Source organism: Micromonospora pallida (assembly GCF_900090325.1).
In the GTDB taxonomy this organism is placed as follows: Bacteria; Actinomycetota; Actinomycetes; order Mycobacteriales; family Micromonosporaceae; genus Micromonospora; species Micromonospora pallida.
Window position 1 is genome coordinate 4,366,305 of the sequence record NZ_FMHW01000002.1, and the last position, 22,383, is coordinate 4,388,687.

Genomic DNA, 22,383 nt, shown 5'->3' on the forward strand with positions numbered 1-22,383 from the left:
GACCACTGGTCGGCTGGGGCGGCAGTCCCGGGGGCATCCCGGGCGGCGGACCGGCCGGGCCACGGCCGCGCAGTTCACGCTCGGGCATACGGATCTCGGCCGTCATGTCCGCCCGGCCACGCCGTCCAGCCTCGAATCCGTCGAACCGGTCGTCCGGGTCGAATCCACCGGGACCGGTGGGAAGGTTGCGCGGCGGCGGACCGCCGTGCGGGGGCGCGGCGTGGCTGCGAGGCGCGTCGTAGCCCTCTCCGGGCGCGTCGAAGCCGCCGGTGGGTTCGTCGTACCGACCGTAACGATCGGCCGGGTTGGCCTGCGCGGGCATCGGCCGAGGGGGCATCGGCGGGACGGGCCTGCCCCGCTCGTCGCGCCCCGGCGGACCCATACGATCCGGCGGACCCATCCGATCCGGAGGACCCATACGGTCCGGGGGGCCCATACGGTCCGGGGGGCCCATCCGATCCGGCGGACCCATCCGATCCGGGGGACCCATACGGTCCGGCGGACCCATCCGGTCAGGCGGACCCAAGCGATCCGGCGGACCCATCCGATCCGGCGGACCCATACGGTCCGGCGGACCCATCCGATCCGGAGGACCCAAGCGATCCGGCGGACCCAAGCGATCCGGCGGACCCATCCGATCCGGCGGACCCATACGGTCCGGCGGACCCATCCGATCCGGAGGACCCATCCGATCCGGCGGACCCAAGCGATCCGGCGGACCCATCCGATCCGGAGGACCCATGCGGTCATGGGGGCCCATGCGGTCAGGGGGAATCATTCGGTCTGGGGGGCCCATACGGTCGTCGAATCGGGGGTCACCGCCTCGAGGGGATACGACGCCGCCGCGCTCCTCCAACTCGGCGAGCTGCCGCTCGACCCGGTCCAGGTGGAGGTCGACCTGCCACTCGTCGTACCCGTTGAAACGGACCCGGAAGACGACGTCGTGCACCTCCTGGGAGGCCACGGGCGCACCGACCGGCTCACCGGCGAGGGTCGCCTCGACCCGGTCCAGGAAGGCGTCCACCTCGTCGACCTTGTAGCCCCGGCGGACCGCCTTTCGCCGGAAACGTTGACCCTGACTCGCCACTATGTCTCCCGGTTCAGTTCGCTACGCCCCGTCACGCGTTCGCCCCGTCCGACGTGTCGGCGCTCTCCCCCTCGGCAGCGGCCAACTGCCCGCACGCGCCGTCGATCTCCCGCCCACGCGTGTCACGCACGGTGGTGGAGACTCCGGCGTCGCGCAGCCTCCGGACGAACTCCCGCTCGACCGGTTTGGGACTGGCGTCCCACCGGCTGCCGGGGGTCGGGTTGAGCGGGATGAGGTTCACGTGCGCCAGTCTGCCGGCCAACAACCGGCCGAGCAGGTCCGCCCGCCAGGGCTGGTCGTTGACGTCCCTGATCATCGCGTACTCGATCGACACCCGACGCCCCGTACGGGCCGCGTAGTCCCACGCGGCGTCCAGCACCTCGGCGACCTTCCAGCGCTGGTTGACCGGCACGAGTTCGTCGCGAAGCTCATCATCGGGGGCGTGCAGGGACAGCGCAAGGGTCACCGAGAGGTCTTCGCTGGCCAGACGGCGGATGGCGGGCACCAGGCCGACCGTGGAAACGGTGATGTGCCGCTGCGACAGACCCAGGCCCTCGGGGGCCGGCGCGGTCAGTCGGCGGATCGCCGCGACGACCCGGGAGTAGTTCGCCAGCGGCTCACCCATGCCCATGAACACCACGTGCGACAGCCGGGCGGGTGAGCCGGAGACCACGCCGGAGGCGGCCACCCCGGCCAGGTAGACGGCCTGGTCGACGATCTCCGCGGTGGAGAGGTTCCGGGTCAGGCCGGCCTGACCGGTGGCGCAGAACGGGCAGGCCATGCCACACCCGGCCTGGCTGGAGATACAGACCGTGACGCGGTCCTGATAACCCATCAGGACGCTCTCCACGAGGGAGCCGTCGTGCAACCGCCAGAGCGCCTTACGGGTGGCCCCGTCGTCGCAGGCCAGCTCACGGACCGGGGTGAGCAGTCTCGGCAGGAGCGCGTCGGTCAGCCGTTCACGGGCCGCTGCGGGCAGGTCGGTCATCCGCGCCGGGTCCCGGACCAGCCGCCCGAAGTAGTGGGTGGAGATCTGCCGCGCCCGGAACGCCGGCTCCCCCAGCTCGGCGAGAAGGGTCTGCCGACCCGCGAGGTCGAGGTCGGCGAGGTGGCGTGGGGGCAGCGAGGCCCGGCGGGCAGCGGCGGCGTCCGGGTCGATCGGGATCATGGGCAGGCTCGTCATGGCCTGTCCAGTCTCCCACGTCCGCGCCGCCAGCGGCCCGTCCACCGGTGTCCGGTCGCCGTCGGAACCCCTGAACAGGGCGGCCAGCCGCCGTGATCCATGCCTCAGCTCACCATCGGCGCGAAGACCGCGAGCAACAGGTACGCCGTCGGCACCGCGAAGAGGATCGAGTCGAGCCGATCCATCAGTCCGCCATGGCCGGGGAGCAGGTTGCTCATGTCCTTGATCCCGAGATCCCGCTTGATCATCGACTCGGCGAGGTCACCAAGGACCGCCGCGACCGACACGGCCATCCCGAACAGGGCCCCCCACCAGGGCGCCACGTCGAGCAGCAGCCAGACCAGCAGGGCACTGCCGAGCGCCGCCGCGCCGACCGAACCGGCGAAGCCCTCCCAGGACTTGCTCGGGCTGATCGTCGGGGCCATCCGGTGCTTGCCGAAGTTTGCGCCAGCGGCGTACCCGCCGGTGTCGGAGAGGACCACCGCGGCCACGGTGACCAGGACTCGGAAATTGCCGTCATCGGGAACGGCGGCGAGCAGCGCCGCGAACCCGGCCAGGAACGGCACGTAGACGGCGATCATGGTGGCGGCGGTCATGTCGCGGCCGAGTCCGGCCTTGCCCTCGGCGAGCCGCCACACCAGCGTCGCCGCCACGGTGACCAGCAGCCCGAGCAGCAACCCGTCCGGGCCGGACCACCAGGCCAGGCCGATGGTGAGCACGCCACCGGCGATCAGCGGGACCATCGGCGGGCGGGCGTCGGCACGGCGTACCGCCCGGCCCATCTCCCACATGCCGACCGCCACCGCCACTGCCAGCACGCCGAGGAACGCCTCGATGACCGTGAACAGCGGCACCAGGATCAGCGCGCCGAGCGCGAGCCCCACCCCGATGGCGGCGGGCAGGTTACGGCCGGCGCGGCTGCTTCGGCCGTGTCCGGCGGAGGAGCCGCCGCCGCGTACCGGCCGCCGTCGACCGCGCCAGCGCCCCGGGGGCCGCTGCGGCGCGGGCTCCGGTTCGGCCGCTCCGGCCGGGCCGTAGGGGTCACGGTCCGCCGGCTCAGGCGTCGGCTCGAAGGTCGGATCCGGCTCCGGTGCCACGTACGGGTCGTCCTCCGGTCGCCGGTACGGGTACGGGTCCGGCTCCCCCGCTTGGTGGTACGGATCGGGGTCGCCGCTGGGCACCGGACCGGTCGACCAGGCCCGCTCGAAGTCCGGGTGACCGGGTACGAGGGTGGGCTGGTCGTCCGAACGTACCTCGTCGTACTCCTCAGGGGTCCAGGTCACGACGGGCTGCTCGGCGTACGCGTGCCGGACCCGGCTACCGGGCTCCAGGTCGTGTCCCGGCCACGGGAGTGCGGGACCGGCCACGCGTTCCCGTCCGCGAGGCTCGGCGCTGCCGTAGGAGTCGAGGTGGGACATCACGCACCGATCGGGTGCGACGCGAGTTCCACCACAAGACGCAAGACCAAAATCATCCCCTGCACGCGACTGTTGTCCGTCCGGTACTCCCGCCCGACGGCCGGGAGATTCCCACTGTTCACGCTCCGGTAGTGGCGAATCGAGCCGAGCCTACTGCACCTGCCAGTCACGCACGTCCGCCAGACGAGGCCCGCCGTTCCCCGGATGCGACGACCCACCGGAAGTGCGGCGGGACGCACCGGACGCGGCCTGCCGAAGCCGGCGGCCCTCCGCCCGGACAACGCCCGCCAGGCTGGCGCTCCGTCCAGACGGCGCCTGTCCAGGCTGGCCCTCCGCACGAAAAGGCCGGCCAAGGGTGGCGCTCCGCCCGGCCCGGCCTGCCGAGGCCGGCCTTCCGCCCGAGCAAACCGCCGGCCGGCGCCGGACAGCCGACGGCACCGGCGCCCCGCCGCCGACAGGCGGACGGCACACCGGTGCCGGACAGCGCGGACAGCCGGCGGCCGCCCCAGTGCCACTCACACCTCGAGCAGTTCGGCTTCCTTGTGCTTGACCAGCTCGTCGACGTTGGCGACGTACCGCTGGGTGAGGTCGTCGAGCTCCTTCTCGGCGCGGCGGCCGTCGTCCTCACCGGCCTCACCGTCCTTGACGATGCGGTCCAGCTCCTCCTTGCCCCGGCGGCGGACGTTGCGGATCGCCACCTTGGCTTCCTCGCCCTTATGCCGGGCGACCTTGATCATGTCGCGACGCCGCTCCTCGGTCATCTGCGGGAGCAGAATGCGCAGCTGGTTGCCCTCGTTGTTGGGGTTGACGCCCAGGTCGGAGTCCCGGATCGCCTTCTCCATCGCGTTGAGCTGCGAGTTGTCGTACGGCTTGATGATCGCCATCCGCGGCTCCGGGATCGCGACCGAGGCCATCTGGGTCAGCGGCGTGGGGGTGCCGTAGTAGTCGATGATGACCTTGGAGAACATGTTCGGAGTGGCCCGCCCGGTGCGGATCGCGCCGAACTCCTCCTTGGCGTGCTCGATGGCCCGCTCCATCTTCTCCTCGGCCTCGAGGAGGGTGTCGTCGATCACCTGTCCCCTCGCCTCCTTCTTCTGCTCGTTGTGGGGGCTCTCGTGTCGGATGGCCGGTCAGACGGTGATCAGCGTGCCGATCCGCTCACCGGCCACCGCACGGATGATGGTGTCCTCACCCTGGGCGCCGAAAACCAGCATCGGCAGACCGTTCTCCATGCAGAGACTGAACGCGGCGGCGTCAGCCACCCGGAGGTTGCGACGCAGCGCCTCGGAGAAGGTGATCGAGTCGATCTTGCTGGCGGAGGGGTCGAGGTTCGGGTCGGCGGTGTAGACCCCGTCCACGCCGTTCTTGCTCATCAGCACCACGTCGGCGCGGATCTCCAGGGCGCGCTGGGCGGCCACCGTGTCGGTGGAGAAGTACGGCATGCCCGCACCCGCGCCGAAGATCACCACCCGGCCCTTCTCCAGGTGCCGGATCGCGCGCAGCGGGATGTACGGCTCGGCGACCTGGGCCATCGTGATCGCGCTCTGCACCCGCGTCTCGACGCCCTCCTTCTCCAGGAAGTCCTGCAACGCCAGGCAGTTCATCACGGTGCCCAACATGCCCATGTAGTCGGCGCGGGCGCGGTCCATGCCACGCTTCTGCAGCTCCGCGCCGCGGAAGAAGTTACCGCCGCCGATCACCACGGAGACCTGCACGCCGCGCCGGACCACGGTGGCGATCTGCCGGGCGATGGCCTGTACGACGTCCGGGTCGACACCGATCGCACCGCCGCCGAAGACCTCGCCGGAGAGCTTGAGCACGACCCGGCGGGCCCGGCCGGGAGGTGGTGCCGTCGGATCCTCCGCTGCCCGGCTCCGCTCACTCACAACCTGTGTCATCCGCCCGCCCTTCCCTCGCCACGTCCCGCGCGCCGCGTTGTGCGGCTCTGCCCGATGTTGACCCTATGTGACGAGGAGGCCGCGGTGCCTGTGACGTACACCTGCGACCTCCTCCTCGACGTTCCTGCCCACCGGACGCGCGGCGCCCGGTGACCGGCTCAGGCCTGGCCGACCTCGAACCGCAGGAAGCGGGTCACCTCGATGCCGGCCTCGGCCAGCACCTGCTTGACCGTCTTCTTGTTGTCGGCGACCGACGCCTGCTCGACGAGGACGAAGTCCTTGAAGAAGGCGTTCACCCGGCCCTCGACGATCTTCGGCAGCGCCGCCTCGGGCTTGTTCTCCTCGCGGGCGGTCTGCTCGGCGATGCGCCGCTCCGACTCGACGACCTCAGCCGGCACCTCGTCCCGGGTGAGGTACTTCGGCCGCATCGCGGCGATCTGCATGGCGACGGCACGGGCGTCCGAGTCGCCGGCCTCGTCGCTCTTGCCGGTGAACTCCACCAGCACACCGACGGCGGGCGGCAGGTCCTGGCTCTTGCGGTGCAGGTAGACGGCGGTGGTGCCGGCCAGCTTGGCGAAGCGGTTCAGCACCAGCTTCTCGCCGATCTTGGCGGACTGCTCCTGGACCAGGTCGGCGACGCTCTTGCCGTCGATGGTGGTCGCCAGCAGCTCCTCGGCGGTGGTGGCCTCGCTGCGCTCGCCGTGCTCGACGAGCTGCTGGGCCAGCGCGACGAAGGCGTCGTTCTTGGCGACGAAGTCGGTCTCGCAGTTGAGCTCCAGCAGCGCCTTGCCGGAGTGTGCGACCAGGCCGTTGGCGGCGGTCCGACCGGCCCGCTTGCCGACGTCCTTGGCGCCCTTGACGCGCAGGATCTCGATGGCCTTGTCGAAGTCGCCCTCGGCCTCGGTCAGCGCCTTCTTGGAGTCCATCATGCCGGCGCCGGTGAGGTCGCGGAGCTTCTTGACGTCCGCGGCGGTGAAGTTGGACATGGCTCTCTCTTCGGTGTTGAGGCTCGCTGGGATGGTCTGGGTTGCCGGTCGTCCGGCACCGGGCCGGATCCGGCTCGGAAACCGGGCGTGACCTGCGGATCCGCCGCTCCCCGCCAGCCGGTCACGGCGGGCGGGGAGCGGCGGAGAGGTCACTCTGCGGCTGCGGCCGCCGGCTGCTCCGCGGCGGCGGCCGCCGGCTGCTCCTCGTCGGCCTTCTTCGGCTCCTCGAGCAGCTCGCGCTCCCACTCCGGCAGCGGCTCGTCGGTGCCGACGGCGCCCGCCTCGGGCTTCTCGTCGGCGCCCCGGCGCCGGCCGGAGCGGGCGATCAGGCCGTCCGCGACGGCGGCGGCCACGACCTTGGTCAGCAGCTCGGCCGAACGGATCGCGTCGTCGTTGCCCGGGATCGGGAAGTCGACCTCGTCCGGGTCGCAGTTGGTGTCGAGGACCGCGATGACCGGAATGTTCAGCTTCCGGGCCTCGTCGACCGCGATGTGCTCCTTCTTGGTGTCGACCACCCAGATCGCGGCCGGGAGCTTCTGCATGTCCCGCAGACCACCGAGGGTGCGGGACAGCTTGATCTTCTCGCGGGAGAGCTGGAGGGTCTCCTTCTTGGTGTAGCCGGCGGCGGTGCCGCTCAGGTCACCGAGGGCCTCGAGCTCCTTCATCCGCTGGAGCCGCTTGTACACCGTCTGAAAGTTGGTCAGCATGCCGCCGAGCCAGCGGTGGTTGACGTACGGCTGGCCGACCCGGGTCGCCTGCTCGGCGATGGCCTCCTGGGCCTGCTTCTTGGTGCCGACGAAAAGAACGCTGCCACCCTCGGCGACGGTGTTGCGCACGAAGTCGTACGCCTTCTCGATGTAGTCGAGGGTCTGGCGCAGGTCGATGATGTAGATGCCGTTGCGCTCCGTCATGATGAAGCGCTTCATCTTCGGGTTCCAACGCCGGGTCTGGTGCCCGAAGTGGACACCGCTCTCCAGCAGCTGACGCATGGTCACTACGGCCATGGTGGGGTACTCCTCAGAAGATCCCTGGTTGTCACGCCCGGCCGGCGGCCGGGCGTCCTGGCGCCTGATCGCCGGTCATGGTGGGCCCGATCGACATCGGGACCAGGGAACCGTCGCCCCACGGATGACCATGGAGAGGACGCGCGAAGTCGACCGCGTGACGCGGTCGCCAGTCGACAAGTGTACGCCCCTACCCGGTCCCCCGACCCCGGGGTGCACGAGGAGGGTGCCGCGCGGGTGCTCAGCGGGGCGGTGCCCAGCGGGCAGGTGCTCAGCGGACGGCGAGGGCCGCCGCGACGAAGAGCACCAACCCGACGGTCAGGTACGCGGTGGGGGGACGCAGCCAGCCCCGGCTGCCGTCGGCCAGCGCCAGCCCACCGGTACGCAGCCCGTAGAGCCCGGCACCGAAGATCGGCAAACCACCGACCAGGAAGATCCCGACGACGACGTGGGACACCGGGGCCGGATTGGTGGTCAACCCGTGCAACAGCACCCGCAGGGCGGGAACCTCGAAAACCAGCACCAGCAGGGCGATGAGGACCGCCAGCGCCGGACGGCGAGTCCGGTAGACCCCCTCCCCGGCGACCGGGCCGGGACGGCCGAGCGCCGCCCCTCCGGGGTAGCCCAGCGGCTCCATCCCGGGCGGCGGCAGGTCCGGACGCGGGACGACCGGCGGCATCGGCCCGGTCGGCATCTCCAGCGGGTGCGGTAGCTCACCGATCGGACCCGCGTCGACCGCCCGGTCGCGGTCGACCCCCCGCTCACGATCGACTGCCCGCTCACGATCGACTGCTCGCTCACGGTCGACACCGTGAGCGGCGTCCGGGCCACGCCCGTCTCCGACCCCGTGGTCGAGGTCGGCCGCGCGGTCGCGCCTCCGGTCGAGGTCGGCCGCACGATCGAGGACGACGCTCCGGTCGAGGTCGGCACCACGGCCGGGGTCCGGAACCCGCCCCGGGTCCGCGCTCCGGTCGGCGTCGACGGTCCGGCCCGGCTCGGCGCTCCGGGCCACCTCCCCGGTGCGGGACGGGTCGATGACCGGGTACCCGGCGAGCGGGGACTGCCGCATGGGGTCCGGGACCCGACCCCGCTCCGAGGGCTCGACGCCGTCGCGGAACGAGTCGACGTCGTCCCGGAAGGCCAGTTGCTCCCCCGTGTGCCGCCCCTCGCGGGACCGCCGCGAGGGGCGCTCGCCATACAGGTCACTCCCGGTGACTCCGTCGTCGGCCGGCTCGGCCCGTCGAGAGCGGGGCGGGCGGTAACTCTCCGCGTCCGGGTGGTCGACCCCCCGTGGGTCGCCCGCGTCAAACCGGCCGGAGTCGGCGTACCGGCCGCCCGGCGGGTCGGTTAGGTCGCCGTACCGTCGCTCACCGGTGTCACCGCGCTGCTCAGGCGCCCGGAAGTCGTCGCCCCGGTAATGATCGTCGCCACTGGCGCGCCACTCGGACTCGCCGTAGCCACGGTCACCGGAGTACCAACGCGACTCCTGATCTTCGGAAAAGCTCCGTCGTCCGTCCACGACCGGCACCGTATGTGACAGCTACCCTGCCGCGCCATTCGCCGCTCCGAGGTCACTTTTGCCACCTACGACCGTCACGCTCCGCACAAATCCGCCGATGATCCGGCGGCTCGCCCTGTAGCACACCGGGTGCATGATCGTCCGGTTGTCCACAACCGGCTCCGTCGTCCACAGGCAGCCCCTGCCAGGTGGCGGAAACGGGCCGGTCCGCGACACCGTGCCGGCATGACGAGACGAAGCCAGGCGGTCGGCGCGTACGGCGAACGGTGCGCCGTCCGACACCTGATCGGGACGGGCCTGCGTCCGGTCGCCCGCAACTGGCGCTGCCCGGACGGCGAGATCGACATCATCGCCTGGGACGGCGACGTCCTCGCCTTCTGCGAGGTGAAGACCCGCCGGGACGACAGCTTCGGCAGCCCCGCCGAGGCCGTCGTCCCGGCCAAGGCCCGCCGGTTGCGCGGGCTCGCCGTGCGCTGGTTGGCCGAGACCGGCACCCGGGCGGACGACCTGCGCTTCGACGTGCTCTCGGTGCACCTGTCCGAGGCCGGCGCCGCCCGCGTCGAGCATCTCAAGGGCGCGTTCTGAGATGGGTGAGCGCCGATGAGCTACGCCCGGGTGCTCTGCGTCGGCCTGGTCGGGGTGACCGGACACGTGGTGGAGGTGGAGGCCGACCTGGCGTCGGGACTACCCGCCGTCGCGATCAGCGGCCTGCCCGACACCGCCCTGCACGAGGCCCGGGACCGGGTCCGGGCGGCGATCGTCAACTCCGGCGAGACCTGGCCCAACCGCCGAATCACCCTCAACCTGCTGCCGGCGACGCTGCCGAAGTACGGCTCGGCCTTCGACGTCGCCATCGCGGCGGCCCTGCTCGGCAGCGCCGGTCAGTTGCCACTGCTGCCGTTGGAGGGGGTGGTGCTCCTCGGCGAGCTGGGGCTCGACGGCGCGGTCCGACCGGTACGGGGCGTGCTGCCGATGGTCGCCGCCGCGGCCCGCGCCGGCGTGACCCGGGCGATCGTCCCGGCCCAGAACGCCGCCGAGGCCGCGGTGATCCCCGGGGTCCGGGTCCGCGCTGTCGACAGTCTGCACCGGCTGGTCGCCTTCGTCCGGGACGGCAGTCCGCTGGACGAACCACCGCCGTTGGCGGGGGCCGTCGCCGCGCCCGGCCCGGACCTCGCCGACGTGGCCGGGCAGGCGTACGCGCGCCGGGCACTGGAGGTGACCGCAGCCGGTGGCCACCACCTGGCGCTGCTCGGGCCACCCGGCACCGGCAAGACCATGCTCGCCGAGCGACTCCCGTCGATCTTGCCGACGCTGGACGACGAGGCCGCCCTGGAGGTCACCGCGCTGCACTCGATCGCCGGCCTGCTACCGCCCGGCGGGCACCTGCTGCGCCGGCCGCCCTTCCAGGCCCCACACCACACCGCCACCGTGCCGGCGCTGGTCGGCGGCGGCCCGGGGCTGGCCCGGCCGGGGGCGGTATCGCTGGCCCACCGTGGGGTCCTCTTCCTCGACGAGGCCCCCGAGTTCAGCCGGGGTGCGCTCGACGCGCTGCGGCAGCCCCTGGAGGACGGACGGGTCCAGCTCGCCCGGGCCCGGGGCTCCGCCGAGTATCCGGCACGGATCCAGTTGGTGTTGGCCGCCAACCCCTGCCCGTGTGCCCGGCCGGTGGGGGACACCGCCTGCGAGTGCAGCCCGCTGGCCCGCCGCCGCTACCTCGGCCGTCTCTCCGGGCCACTGCGGGACCGGATCGACGTTCAGGTGACGGTGCCGCCGCTACGCGCCGCGCAGTTGATGGGGACGGGCGAGGTGAGCGAGCCGTCGGCGGTGGTGGCGGCCCGGGTGGCGACGGCCCGCGCCGCCGCCACCGAGCGGTGGGCGGCCGTCGGTCACCGGCTCAACGCGGAACTGCCCGGCCCGGTGCTACGCCGCCCGCCGTTCCGGCTACCGGCCGGCGACACTGCCGAGTTGCGACGCCGCCTGGACAACGGGTCGCTCTCCGCGCGGGGCTTCGACCGGATTATCCGGCTGGCCTGGAGCATCGCCGACCTGGACGGCCGACTGCGTCCGAGCCGGGACGACGTGTGGGAGGCGATCGGCCTCCGGACGGGAGAAGGCGCATGACCGAGCACGACCACCAGGACCGGCTGGCGCGGGTCGCGCTGACCTGGCTCGCCGAGCCGGGCACCTGGACGGTGCACCGGTTGGTCGCGGAGATCGGTCCGGCCGCCGCGCTCGACCTGCTGCTCGCCGGGGGCGCACCGGAGGACCGGTTGCGCCGCAGGGTCGCTGCCCGGGCCGGCTCGGCCGATCCCCGGGCGGTGGCCGCGGAGGCGTTGGCGCGTACCGAGCGGTTGGGGGCACGGCTGGTCACCCCGGCCGACGCCGAGTGGCCGGCCCAGCTCGACGACCTGCACCGGCTGGCTCTGTCCGACACGACCCGGCGGGTGGACACCGAGACCGCCCCACCGCTGTGTCTCTGGGTACGCGGCGGGTGGCCGCTCGGCGAGGTGTTGGACCGGTCGGTGGCGGTCGTCGGGGCACGGGCAGCCACGTCGTACGGGGTCCATGTGGCCACCGAACTCGGGTACGGGCTCGCCGAGCGGGAGTGGACGGTGGTCTCCGGTGGGGCGTTCGGCATCGACGCCGCCGCGCACCGGGGAGCGCTGAACGCCGGCGGCGTGACGGTGGCCGTACTCGCCTGCGGGGTGGACCGTCCGTACCCGATGGGCAACAGCGCCCTCTTCGACCGGATCGCCGAAACCGGTCTGCTGGTCAGCGAGTGGATGCCGGGTGCCGAGCCGTTGCGTCCCCGGTTCCTGGTCCGCAACCGGGTCATCGCCGGGGCCACCCGGGGCAGCGTGCTGGTGGAGGCGTCGGCGCGCAGCGGGGCGACGCAGACCATGCGACGGGCGCTCGGCATCGGCCGTCCGGCGATGGTGGTGCCCGGTCCGGTCACCTCGGCCATGTCGGTCGGGGCGCACGAGATGCTCCGCGAGTATCCGACGGCCCGACTGGTCACCGGCGTACCGCACGTGCTCGAGGAGGTCGGGCGGATCGGCATCGACCTCGCTCCCCTGGTCCGGGGGCCGAGCCGTCCCGCCGACACGCTCGACGACGAGGCGACGCTGCTGCGGGAGTCGTTGCCCCGGCGGGGTGTGCTGGACCCGGACGCGCTCGCCGCCCGGGCCGGCATGGACATCCGGACGGCCCTGCGCAAACTCGCCCTGTTGGAGGAACTGGGCCTGGTGGTGCGCCACGACGGCGGTTACGCCCTCCCGCCCCGGAGGGAGCGTCCGCTCCCCGGAACTCACGCGGCGCAGCCGCCACCGCCAGCGCCGGGGACAGCGACGGCAGATGGTGTCGACCCGGAGGTCAGTCCCCCTCCAACCGGATCTCCACGTCATGACCTCGCATGCACCGACGGATGAGCGCCGCCAGGTTGCGTATCCGGGCCGTCTCCGCCGGGGAGGCGGCCACCTCGGCGAGGCAACGCAGTTCAGCCAGGAGGCGGGGCGCCTGCTCGGCGCTGACCACGAGTTCACCGGTGGGGTCGAACCGGTCCAGCAGCGGAGTGCGTCCACCACCGCGTACCCGGGTCAGCAGCCGCAGCAACACGTCGTCGGAGTCGTCCACCACCTCGACGGGCACATAGGAGGCACGGCGGGCCGGACCAGCGGACCGGACCACCCGGTAGAGCACGACATCCAAACCCATCCGGCCGCCTCCGTCCGTCGACGTCTGCCTGCCCCGTGCCGGACCGGTCCACCTGGACGACGACCGGGCGTCGGGCACGACGACCACGCCACCGGCGAGCCGGGACGGCCCCACGACCAGGAGACGACTGTCGGTGAATCCGGGCGGTCGGGGCCGGCGGGTCCGCCGCGCTGCCACCCGCCTGTACCGACCGTAAGCTGAACCTGTGCAGGGCGACAACCACATCCCGGCGGGCGCTGTGGTAGCCGCTGGACACCGATCGGTGGGGTGTCCCGGCAGCCCATGGCGCTGTTGGCCCGGTGGCCCGTGGTGGCGGCGGTGAGCCGCGCCGACGACAGCACCCGTGCGCGCCACGAAGCGCTGCCCGCGGCGCTGCGCAACGCGGTGGACGAGTTCGCCCGGCACCTGGCCCAGGTACGCAACCAGTCGCCGCACACGGTGCGGGCGTACGTCGCCGATCTGGTGTCGCTGCTCGACCACGCCGTCCGGATGGGTGGTCGAGCGCCCGCCGACCTGGACCTGACGGTGCTGCGTAGTTGGCTGGCGAAGCAGCGGACCATGGGAGCGGCCCGCAGTTCGCTGGCCCGCCGCGCGGCGACGGCGCGGACGTTCAGCGCCTGGGCGCATCGGCGCGGCCTGCTGCCGACTGACGTGGCGGCCACTCTGGCCAGCCCAAAGGCACAGCGGGAACTACCCACCGTGCTCCGCGTCGACCAGGCCGCCACGCTGCTCGACGCGGTCCGTCACGCACACCCCGCACCACAGCCGCCCGGCACAGCCGAGCAAGCACCACAGCCAGCGGGCACACCCGAGCACACGGCACAGCCAGCGGGCGCAACCGGCCTCGTAACGGGTACGGCACCTGACGGGTTGCCGGCCACGGCGGCCGGGGGGCGGTCCGCCGGGGCGGACGGGCACGACGAAGCCGTGCTGTCGCGCGACCGCGCGCTGCTGGAACTCCTCTACGCCACCGGGGTACGAATCAGCGAGGCGTGCGGACTGGACACCGGCGACATCGACCACGGTCGCCGGGTGATCCGGGTCCTCGGCAAGGGCGACCGGGAACGGTCCGTGCCATACGGGCTCCCGGCCCAACGTGCCGTCGACGACTGGCTGCGACACGGGCGGCCGGTCCTGGCCCGACCCGGCTGCGGTGACGCCCTGCTGCTCGGGGCCCGGGGCGGCCGACTGCACCCCACCACGGCACGCCGGATCGTCGCCGGGTACGCCGACGCCGCCGGACTGCCCCGCACCAGCCCGCACGGTCTACGCCACTCGGCTGCCACCCACCTGTTGGAGGGTGGCGCGGACCTGCGTGCGGTGCAGGAGATCCTGGGGCACTCGTCGCTGGCAAGCACCCAGATCTACACGCACGTCTCGGTGGAACGGCTGCGGGCCGCGTACCGGCAGGCCCACCCCCGCGCCTGACCGGCAAGCCTCTCTGGCCGACGTCAGCCGCGTCGGGGCGAGGAGCCGGGACCGTCGGCGGGCGAGCCCCGCAGCACCACGTTCGGTGCCCGGCCGAGGTCGAGGGACATGCGGACGTCGTCGTACCGCTCGTCACCGACCGCGATGAAGTTCGGCAGTCGTCCCCACTCGCGGAAGCCCAGCCGCTCGTACAGTTCGATCGCGCCGTGGTTGTTGCCCCGCACGCCGAGGGTGAGGGTCTCGATGCCGGCCTTGCGCGCGTCGTCGACCAGCGCCTCGGTGACCGTGCGGCCGAGGCCGAGCCCACGCGCGGCCGGATGCGCCATCACCTTCTGCACCTCCGCGGAGTGCCCGAAGACCGGCTTCGGCCCGCGACGCCACAGGCCGGTCGCCACCACCCTGCCCTCCGCCACGGCGAGCACCAGGCTGGCGTCCCCCGCCCGGACGAGGGTGAGAATCTCGTCCAGCCAGGCGTCGGTCTCGGCGCGGGTGGGCGGGGCGAGGTACCCGATCGCGCCGCCCCGTTCGACCACCGCGTGCAGCACCCGGTGCACGTCGGCCTGAAGTCGTCGGTCGGCATCGGCTGGCCACCGGAGTTCGACGCGAGAGGTCATCTGCACATTTTCGGGGATCGGGCTGCCCCGGCTCGCACCGCCCGGCCGCGCGTCGCCGACGGACCGACCCCATCCCCACCCGCGAACCCTGAATCGCCGGCCCGTCGCGGGCTACGATCACCGGGTGACCGTCCCGCAGCCACCTGCCCCGCTGCCCGGCGCCCGGCTGTTGTTCTCTCTCGACCCGGCGGTCAGTCAGCTCAACCACGGCGCGTTCGGTACCGTGCCCCTCCCGGTTCAGCGGGCCCAGCAACGGCTGCGGGACGAGATGGAGGCGAACCCGCACCGCTTCTTCTCCCGTGGACTGGTCGAGCGGCTCGGTCACGCCCGGCGGCACCTCGCCGGTTTCCTCGGTGCCGACCCGGAGGGCAGCGCCCTGGTCGGTAACACCACCACCGGGGTCGCCGTGGTCCTCCAGTCGCTCCGCCTGCGGCCGGGCGACGAGGTGCTGATCACCGACCACTGTTACGGAGCGGTCGCCCTGTCGGTGCACCGGGAGTGCCAGCGAACCGGAGCCTCGTCCCGGGTCCTTCCGGTGCCGCTCTCCGCGACCGACGAGGAGATTGTCGAGTCCTTCCGCGCGGGGCTGCGGCCGGGACGGACCCGGTTGCTCGTGGTCGATCAGCTCACCTCGGCCACCGCCCGCCTGTTCCCGGTCGCGGCCATCGTCGGCGTCGCCCGCGAGCAGGGAGTGCCGGTGCTGGTCGACGCGGCGCACGTGCCCGGCATGCTGCCGGTCACCGTGGAGAGCATCGGCGCGGACTTCTGGGTCGGCAACCTCCACAAGTGGGGATTCGCCCCGCGCGGCACGGCCCTGCTGGCGGTACGGCCGCCGTGGCGGGAACGGATCGAACCCCTGACGGTCTCCTGGGAGCAGGAGAGCGGCTTCCCGGCACGGGTGGAGTGGCAGGCCACCCTGGACTACACCGGCTGGCTCGCCGCACCGGTGGGGGTGTACACGCTGCGCAACCTCGGCGTGGAGCGGGTCCGCGAACACAACGCCGCTCTCGCGGCGTACGGCCAGCGGGTGGTCGGGGACGCTCTCGGCGTCGCGCCGACCCACCTGCCGGACCCCGGCGGCCCGGCGGTGGCGATGCGCCTCATCCCGCTGCCGCCAGGAATGGCCACCACCGTCGAGACGGCGAAGGCGCTGCGGGACCGGATCGCCGACCGGCTCGCCACCGAACTCGCGGTGATGGCGTGGGGCGGCCGGGGTTGGTTGCGCCTCTGCGGCCAGGTCTACAACAGCGCCGAGGAGTACGAGCGCCTCGCGGTACGCCTGCCGCCCCTGCTCGCCCAACGCTGATCCCACCCGGCTCCCACTCCGGCCACCCGGCGACCGGCGGGTCGCCGAGGGGCAGCAGCCGTACCGGGACCGGCCCGAGCAGGGCGAGCGGGTCGAGGTACTCCTCGCCGCGCCGCAGGCCCCAGTGCAGGCAGGCCGAGGTGGGACAGCCGGTGTGTCCGGGTGACAGCTCTCCCAACGGCGTGCCGGCCGTGACCCGCGTACCGGCTCGCACCGACGGGCGCACCGGCTCGTAGGTGGTGCGCAGGCCGTCGGTGTGCCCCACGGTGACCACCGGCCGACCGGCGACCAGGCCCGCGAAGAGCACCACTCCGGCACCCGCCGACCGGACCACGGCGCCCGCCGGGGCGGCCAGGTCGACACCCCGGTGGCCCGCCAGCCACGGCTGGGGCGGCGGATCGAAGTCACGGACCGGCCGGGGCGGACCGTCCAGCGGCCATCGGAAGCTCAGCCCCCGCGCCGCTCGCGGCAGGTCGGGCACCGGCGGGGGCACCGGCTCGACGGAGACCGGAGCCCGGACGACCGGAGCGGACCCGACAGCGGCCAACGACCGCGCGAACCGATTCGGCCCGGCAGAAGCCAAGGCCCGGACGGACCCGTCCGGAACCCCCGCCAACGCGGCCGTCACCGGGACGGGGTGGGCAGCCGTCAACGCCACCACCGTCGCAGCCGCCAGTGCCGCCCGAATCCTCGTCCCCCGTCGCGTCAAGCCTGTCACAGGCCGCAGCGTGCCCGGTGGGGCGAATCAGTGCCACCGGCAGACCGTCACCTGTGGACAACCGGACGCCCTGTGGACGAGCACCCGTTCCCCCCGATGATCTGCTATGCGTGCTCGGGCTCGGCGGTCGGGTGGCTAGGTGCTCAGCCAGGACGTCAGCATCTGCCGGTACGCGGGGCACCCGTGCTGCCGATGGCCGGCGGTTCGTCGGCGAGCATGGCGTACGAGTCGGCCGGCGGGGTGGGTTCGGTGAGATCGAGGTACCAGTCGTTGCTGCGCATCAGGGTGCCGCTGCCCGGTGGGTACTCGAAGTCGCAGGCCCCGAGACGAGTGAAGCCCAGGCGATTGCAGATGGCGTTCGAGGAAGCGTTGTCGACCGAGGGGAACGCGTGCAGGCTGCGGGGATTGTCGGGCCGGCCGGCGGCTGCGCGCACGATGGCGATGAGAGCGGTGCCGGCTGCGGTGGCGACACCCCGACCCTGGAAGGGCGGTAGCACGTTCCAGCCGGTTTCGTAGATCTGCCTACCGTGCCAGGCCCGCTGGTGGTAGGCGATACTGCCGACCATCTCGTCACCCAGCACGATGGCGAACATGCAGCCACGGCCGGTTTCCGACATGGCGAGGTAACGGCGGTGGCGGGCGAGCAACCTGTCCTCGGGCTCGGGACCGCCGACGTGCCGGCGCATGTGCGGGGTGTTGATCCGTCGCAGGAGACTGAGCGCGGACTCCGACCAGGGTTCAAGGCGAATGTCCATGTCGCGCAGTCTGCCGGCGGTCCGCCCGTCCAGCATCTGCTTTCGACTCGGCAGGGCGTTCGGTAAGCCGTCTTTCTTTCTTACCGACCCGACCCGACCCGGGCCGGGCCGGGCCGGTCGCCGGCAGGGAGCGCTGGCAGCCGATCCCTAGGCTGACGCGATGGCCCTCGACTGGTACGACTGGCACGCCGACTACGACGACCCGGACTCCCCGCTGTCCCAACGCCTCGCCGAGGTACGACGGGTGGTCGGCGCGGCCCTCGACCGCGCGCCCGCCGGGCCGCTCCGGGCGGTCAGCCTCTGCGCCGGCCAGGGACGGGACCTGGTCCCCGTCCTGGCGGAGCACCCCCGGGGCGTCGACGTCACGGCCCGGCTGGTCGAACTCGATCCGCGCAACGCCGAGGTGGCCGCCGGGGCCGTCCGGGCCGCCGGACTCACCCGGGTGGAGGTGGTACGGGCCGACGCCGCGCGTACCGACGTCTGGGCCGACCTCGTGCCCGCCGAGATCGTCATGGTCTGCGGCCTGTTCGGGAACATGACCAATGCCAGCGTCCGAGCGGTGGTACGCCACTGCGGGCAGCTCTGCGCGACCGGGGGCACCGTCGTCTGGACCCGGCACCGGGGCGCGCCGGACCTGGTGCCGACGATCTGCGACTGGTTCGTCGAGGAGGGCTTCGAGTTGCTCTCCCTCACCGAGCCGACCGTCCCCAGCGCGGTGGGGGCGCACCGTCTCATCGAGCGGCCCCGTCCGCTGCCACCGGGAGTCACCATGTTCGAGTTCGCCGACCGGCCACACCGACCGCGCACTTTCGCCGACCAGTCGCGCTGACCGCGCACTTTCGTCGGCCGGGAGCACTGACCGCGCCACTGTGGAGGGGCCACCCCGGCCGGACCGAGCAGTGGGTGGGCGGCGGGTAGGCGGTGGCGTCTCGGGCGGTACCGGCTGGGGTCGGGGCGGCCGCCGGCCGGGTCGGGGATCGGCCGGCGGGTCGGACGGGTGGGGTCAGCTACCGAAGCCGGAGTCAGCGGGCAGGGAGATGTCCGGCTTTTCCAGTTCCTCGACGTTGACGTCCTTGAACGTCATGACCCGGACATTCTTGACGAACCGGGCAGGACGGTACATGTCCCAGACCCAGGCGTCGTGCATCTCGACCTCGAAGTAGACCTCGCCGTCCGAGTTGCGCACGTGCAGGTCGACCTGGTTGGCGAGGTAGAACCGGCGCTCGGTCTCCACCACGTAGGAGAACTGGCGGACAATGTCGCGGTACTCCCGGTAGAGCTGAAGCTCCATCTCGGTCTCGTACTTCTCGAGATCTTCCGCGCTCATCGCACTCCGCCCTCCATGACCACATCTTCCCCCACCGGTACCGGCGGTCGAGGCTGCTCGCCCAACGCCACGCCGACGGTACCCCCTGACCGCCCCGAACGCTCTACCGGCTGGTGGCCGTCGGCTACGGCAGGGCGCCGGGACCGGGGTGGACGCCCGTCCCGGCCCGACACCGCCGCCACGTTGACGTACGAGAAACGGTGCTCCGCGCACGGCCCATGCGCCCGCAGCGCGGCGGTGTGCTCGGCGGTGATGTACCCCTTGTGCTCGGCGAAGCCGTACCCCGGGTATCGGGTGTCCAGGTCCACCATGATCCGGTCTCGGGTGACCTTGGCGAGCACGCTCGCCGCGGCGACGCACGCGGCGACCCGATCGCCCTTCCAGACCGCCAGCCCCGGCACCTCCAGGCCGTCGACGGGGAAGCCGTCGGTCAGCACGTACTCCGGCCGGGTGCCGAGTGAGGCGAGCGCCCGGCGCATCGCGGCCAGGTTGCACACGTGCAGTCCCCGGGCGTCGACCTCGTCGGCCGGGATCACCACCACCGCGTACGCCAGGGCGCGGGTGACCACTTCCTCGTACACCCGTTCCCGGCTGGTTGGGGTGAGCAGCTTGGAGTCGGCCAGCCCGTCGATCTCGCCCCGCCGCCCCTCGGGCAGCACCGCCGCGGCGGCCACCAGCGGCCCCGCACAGGCGCCCCGACCGGCCTCGTCCGCTCCCGCGACGTACCGGAAGCCCCGGCGTTGCAGCGCCCGTTCCAGGGCGTAGAGGCCGCCGTCGCGGCGGACCACGGTACGCGGCGGCGTCAGCACCCCGCCCCACCTCCCAGCACCCGGGTCAGCAGCGCCGGCAGCTCCACCGGGTAGTACCGCTCGGTGGTGGCCGCCAGCTCGTCGCGGGGCCACCAGCGGTGCCCGGTGACGCTGGCCCGCTCGACCTCGTCGAAGCCTGCGGTGTCCACCTCCCAGGCGGGCACCCGGACCAGGAAGAAGTCCTGCTCCTGCCGGTACCACACCCCATCGAACGGGAACTCGATCGTCTCCCGCCACACCGGCGGCCCCAGCTCGGCGGGGGCGAGTCGGAGCCCGGTCTCCTCGGCCAGTTCCCGGGCCGCGCCGACGGCCGGTTCCTCACCGCCGGACAGCCCGCCGCCCGGGGTGAACCAGTACCCGAAGTCGGGGCGGCCCGGGTCGAACCCCTGGAAGAGCAGGACCCGCCCGGCCGCGTCGACCAGCAGGACGCGCGCCGCGCGCCGAGGGGTGTGGGCAGTCACCTCTCCAGCCTGCCAGACCGGCCAGGGGCCGACTGCGGCCACCCTTGGCCCGGTCCGGGTGTCGCGATCCGGCACGGCGTACGTCAGGGGTTCGGAATGCCCTTGAAACCGCTTGGCACCGACAGCCAGGTGGCCCGGCTCACCGGCCAGAAGACGGTGAAGGCCCGGCCGACCACGTCGTCCACCGGGATGGTGGCCTGGTCGATGTCCTGGAGCCGCTCCCAGTGCTCCAGCGAGTCGCCGGAGGCCGCCCGGTGGTCACCCATGACCCAGAGTCGCCCCTTCGGGATGGTGACGTCGAACTCCTGGTCAGCGGGCTTGTCCCGCTGCCCGTTCATGGAGAAGATGTACGGCTCGTCGAGCGACTTGCCGTTGATCGTCAACCGGTCCTGCTCGTCGCAGCAGACCACGTGGTCGCCCCCGACGCCGATCACGCGCTTGATGTAGTCCTCGCCGTCCGGGTTGCCGCTCCACTCGACCGGCGCCTTGAAGACGATCACCTCTCCGCGTTCCGGGGAGCGGAAGTCGTAGACCAGCTTGTTGACCAGCACCCGGTCGTTGATCTGGAGAGTGTTCTCCATCGACGGCGAGGGGATGTAGAAGGTCTGCAACACGAAGGCGCGAACCAGCACCGCTACCAGGATCGCCACACCCAGGAGGACCGGCAGCTCCTTCCAGAAGGAGCTGCGGGGCTTGTCGGTCTGCTCGTCTATCACGAGTGGAGCCTACGTCGCCCGACGCGCATCGATCGACCGGAACTCGCGACAACCCTGCCCACGGCGAGCAGCGGGGCGAACGGCAACACCTGGCCGACCGGCTCCGGCGTGGCCGGCACGGGTGCGGCGGCCACCACGTCGACCTGCGCGAACGTCTCCGGAACCGGCAGCGACGCCCAGCGGGAGGAGGGCCAGACGATCAGGAAGGCCCGGCCCACCACGTTGTCGATCGGCACCGGCCCCTGGCAGCGGGCGTCCTGCGAGACCAGTCGGTGGTCACCGAGCACGAAAATCTGCCCGGCCGGGACGACCACCTCGTCGAACCGGCGCGACCGGCACTCGCGGGAGTCGGGCGGCAGGTCCAGCGGGGAGTCGCGCAAGACGTACGGCTCGTCGAGCCCGACGCCGTTCACGGTGACCCGGCCCTGCTCGTCGCAGCAGGCGACCCGGTCCCCGGGAATGCCGATCACCCGCTTGATGAAGTCCTTCTCGCCGGGGCGGCTCACCCCGACCAGGTCGCCGAGGGTCTGGCCGAGCTTGCCCAGGAAGCCCGGTTCCGGCAGGCCGTCCACCTGGGGCACCCACCGGTCGGTGCCCCGGAACACGACCACCTCGCCCCGGGCCGGGTCACGGACGTCGTAGACGACCTTGTTGACCAGCACCCGGTCCCCGACCAGCAGGGTGTCCTCCATCGACCCGGACGGGATGAAGAACGCCTGGAGCAGGAACGTGCGGATCAGCACGGCCAGACAGAACGCGACGATCAGCAGCAGGGGCAGTTCCTGCCAGAGCGGCATCTGCCGGCGGGGACGCCGGGACCGGCGTCGCCACGGGTCGACCGCACTCTCCTCGTCCACCGACCGCACCACGCCCACTCCCCGGTCACCCGCAAACGACTACCGCCCGCGAGCCTCGTCGAGGCTCCACGGGCGGTGGAGGTCCGTCACCACGGCTGCGCCCGCCCGACCAGAGTAGTGCGCCCGGGTCGGGGGCGTCCGCCGTGCCGGCCGGTGTGGCGGCGAGATCAGCTCGGCTGCTTCTCGCGCTTCTCCTTGATCTTGGCCTTCTTGCCCCGCAGCTCACGCAGGTAGTAGAGCTTGGCCCGACGGACGTCACCACGGGTCACGATCTCGATGCGGTCGATCGCCGGGCTGTTGATCGGGTAGGTCCGCTCGACGCCGACGCCGAAGCTGATCTTGCGGACGGAGAAGGTCTCGCGCAGACCGCCACCCTGGCGGCGGATGACCACGCCCTGGAAGATCTGCACACGGGACCGGTTACCCTCGACGACCCGCGCGTGCACCTTGACGGTGTCACCGGCACGGAAGTCGGGGAGGTCGGTCCGCTTGGACTGGGCGTCAAGGGCGTCCAGGATGTTCATCGCTGCAACCTCGTAAGGCTCACGGCGCACCGGTCGTCGGCACGCGAACGGGTGGTTCT

At 72.4% G+C, this 22,383-nt stretch carries 21 protein-coding genes and 3 pseudogenes; 6 read left to right on the forward strand and 18 right to left on the reverse strand.

The features are described from left to right. Positions 1-514: 514 nt before the first annotated feature. The 8 genes and pseudogenes from GA0074692_RS37000 to GA0074692_RS17900 all read right to left on the reverse strand — a co-directional run. Positions 515-1,087: pseudogene (locus tag GA0074692_RS37000) on the reverse strand (DivIVA domain-containing protein); the annotation flags it as partial. A 31-nt stretch (positions 1,088-1,118) separates the two neighbouring features. Continuing rightward, complete coding sequence (rlmN, locus tag GA0074692_RS17870) at positions 1,119-2,270, reverse strand: dual-specificity RNA methyltransferase RlmN (protein WP_091646118.1); 1,152 nt, start codon at positions 2,268-2,270, stop codon at positions 1,119-1,121. Between the two features lie 104 nt (positions 2,271-2,374). Beyond that, positions 2,375-3,688 carry a phosphatidate cytidylyltransferase gene (locus GA0074692_RS17875; RefSeq protein ID WP_141725323.1) on the reverse strand — a complete coding sequence of 438 codons (1,314 nt, stop codon included), beginning with the start codon at positions 3,686-3,688 and terminating at the stop codon, positions 2,375-2,377. Positions 3,689-4,203: 515 nt separating this feature from the next. Beyond that, positions 4,204-4,761 (reverse strand): ribosome recycling factor, encoded by a 558-nt coding sequence (gene frr / locus GA0074692_RS17880; protein ID WP_091646120.1) that lies wholly within the window; start codon positions 4,759-4,761, stop codon positions 4,204-4,206. A gap of 57 nt (positions 4,762-4,818) precedes the next feature. After that, positions 4,819-5,586, reverse strand: coding sequence for a UMP kinase (pyrH, locus tag GA0074692_RS17885; RefSeq protein WP_091646122.1), 768 nt, complete (start codon positions 5,584-5,586; stop codon positions 4,819-4,821). A gap of 158 nt (positions 5,587-5,744) precedes the next feature. Continuing rightward, a complete protein-coding gene (gene tsf, locus GA0074692_RS17890; RefSeq protein WP_091646124.1) occupies positions 5,745-6,572 on the reverse strand; it encodes a translation elongation factor Ts in 828 nt (275 codons plus the stop codon). A gap of 149 nt (positions 6,573-6,721) precedes the next feature. Continuing rightward, complete coding sequence (rpsB, locus tag GA0074692_RS17895) at positions 6,722-7,576, reverse strand: 30S ribosomal protein S2 (protein ID WP_091646125.1); 855 nt, start codon at positions 7,574-7,576, stop codon at positions 6,722-6,724. 271 nt (positions 7,577-7,847) lie between these two features. After that, positions 7,848-9,095: a hypothetical protein gene (locus GA0074692_RS17900; protein WP_425413340.1), complete on the reverse strand. Its 1,248-nt coding sequence runs from the start codon at positions 9,093-9,095 to the stop codon at positions 7,848-7,850. Positions 9,096-9,320: 225 nt separating this feature from the next. Between GA0074692_RS17900 and GA0074692_RS17905 the strand changes: the two genes are divergently transcribed. The 3 genes and pseudogenes from GA0074692_RS17905 to GA0074692_RS17915 all read left to right on the forward strand — a co-directional run. Continuing rightward, positions 9,321-9,680, forward strand: coding sequence for a YraN family protein (locus GA0074692_RS17905; protein WP_091646131.1), 360 nt, complete (start codon positions 9,321-9,323; stop codon positions 9,678-9,680). A 15-nt stretch (positions 9,681-9,695) separates the two neighbouring features. Beyond that, positions 9,696-11,216, forward strand: a complete 1,521-nt coding sequence (locus GA0074692_RS17910) for a YifB family Mg chelatase-like AAA ATPase (RefSeq protein ID WP_091646133.1) — start codon at positions 9,696-9,698, stop codon at positions 11,214-11,216. Continuing rightward, a pseudogene (locus tag GA0074692_RS17915) lies at positions 11,213-12,442 on the forward strand (DNA-processing protein DprA); the annotation flags it as partial. The gene GA0074692_RS17910 and the pseudogene GA0074692_RS17915, both read left to right, overlap by 4 nt. A gap of 25 nt (positions 12,443-12,467) precedes the next feature. Here the strand turns inward: GA0074692_RS17915 and GA0074692_RS17920 are convergent. Next, complete coding sequence (locus GA0074692_RS17920; RefSeq protein WP_091653667.1) at positions 12,468-12,809, reverse strand: hypothetical protein; 342 nt, start codon at positions 12,807-12,809, stop codon at positions 12,468-12,470. A 282-nt stretch (positions 12,810-13,091) separates the two neighbouring features. Here GA0074692_RS17920 and GA0074692_RS17925 point away from each other — a divergent pair, with 282 nt between their 5' ends. After that, complete coding sequence (locus tag GA0074692_RS17925; RefSeq protein WP_091646138.1) at positions 13,092-14,237, forward strand: tyrosine recombinase XerC; 1,146 nt, start codon at positions 13,092-13,094, stop codon at positions 14,235-14,237. Positions 14,238-14,260: 23 nt separating this feature from the next. Here GA0074692_RS17925 and GA0074692_RS17930 read toward each other — a convergent pair whose 3' ends face one another. Next, positions 14,261-14,851 carry a GNAT family N-acetyltransferase gene (locus tag GA0074692_RS17930; RefSeq protein WP_091653670.1) on the reverse strand — a complete coding sequence of 197 codons (591 nt, stop codon included), beginning with the start codon at positions 14,849-14,851 and terminating at the stop codon, positions 14,261-14,263. A gap of 124 nt (positions 14,852-14,975) precedes the next feature. Here GA0074692_RS17930 and GA0074692_RS17935 point away from each other — a divergent pair, with 124 nt between their 5' ends. Then, on the forward strand, positions 14,976-16,157 hold the full coding sequence (locus GA0074692_RS17935; protein ID WP_091646140.1) for an aminotransferase class V-fold PLP-dependent enzyme: 1,182 nt from the start codon (positions 14,976-14,978) through the stop codon (positions 16,155-16,157). Between the two features lie 46 nt (positions 16,158-16,203). Here the strand turns inward: GA0074692_RS17935 and GA0074692_RS17940 are convergent. Both GA0074692_RS17940 and GA0074692_RS17945 read right to left on the reverse strand, forming a co-directional pair. After that, a pseudogene (locus GA0074692_RS17940) lies at positions 16,204-16,845 on the reverse strand (M23 family metallopeptidase); the annotation flags it as partial. A 185-nt stretch (positions 16,846-17,030) separates the two neighbouring features. Continuing rightward, positions 17,031-17,630 (reverse strand): GNAT family N-acetyltransferase, encoded by a 600-nt coding sequence (locus tag GA0074692_RS17945; protein WP_091653673.1) that lies wholly within the window; start codon positions 17,628-17,630, stop codon positions 17,031-17,033. A gap of 160 nt (positions 17,631-17,790) precedes the next feature. Between GA0074692_RS17945 and GA0074692_RS17950 the strand changes: the two genes are divergently transcribed. Then, entirely contained in the window at positions 17,791-18,459 is a 669-nt protein-coding gene (locus GA0074692_RS17950) for an SAM-dependent methyltransferase (protein ID WP_091646143.1), read from the forward strand. A gap of 174 nt (positions 18,460-18,633) precedes the next feature. Here the strand turns inward: GA0074692_RS17950 and GA0074692_RS17955 are convergent, their stop codons facing one another. The 6 genes from GA0074692_RS17955 to rplS all read right to left on the reverse strand — a co-directional run bounded on the left by GA0074692_RS17955 (position 18,634) and on the right by rplS (position 22,324). Further along, a complete protein-coding gene (locus GA0074692_RS17955; RefSeq protein ID WP_011905215.1) occupies positions 18,634-18,957 on the reverse strand; it encodes a DUF2469 domain-containing protein in 324 nt (107 codons plus the stop codon). Next, complete coding sequence (locus tag GA0074692_RS17960) at positions 18,954-19,766, reverse strand: ribonuclease HII (protein ID WP_091646145.1); 813 nt, start codon at positions 19,764-19,766, stop codon at positions 18,954-18,956. Before GA0074692_RS17960 ends, GA0074692_RS17955 begins: the two co-directional genes overlap by 4 nt. Further along, entirely contained in the window at positions 19,760-20,227 is a 468-nt protein-coding gene (locus tag GA0074692_RS17965) for an NUDIX hydrolase (protein ID WP_091653676.1), read from the reverse strand. The genes GA0074692_RS17960 and GA0074692_RS17965 overlap by 7 nt, the downstream gene beginning before the upstream one ends. An 83-nt stretch (positions 20,228-20,310) precedes the next feature. Continuing rightward, positions 20,311-20,943, reverse strand: a complete 633-nt coding sequence (gene lepB / locus GA0074692_RS17970) for a signal peptidase I (protein ID WP_091646147.1) — start codon at positions 20,941-20,943, stop codon at positions 20,311-20,313. Beyond that, a complete protein-coding gene (lepB, locus tag GA0074692_RS17975) occupies positions 20,940-21,812 on the reverse strand; it encodes a signal peptidase I (RefSeq protein WP_091653678.1) in 873 nt (290 codons plus the stop codon). Before lepB (GA0074692_RS17975) ends, lepB (GA0074692_RS17970) begins: the two co-directional genes overlap by 4 nt. A gap of 155 nt (positions 21,813-21,967) precedes the next feature. Then, a complete protein-coding gene (gene rplS, locus GA0074692_RS17980; protein ID WP_091646149.1) occupies positions 21,968-22,324 on the reverse strand; it encodes a 50S ribosomal protein L19 in 357 nt (118 codons plus the stop codon). Positions 22,325-22,383 lie beyond the last annotated feature (59 nt).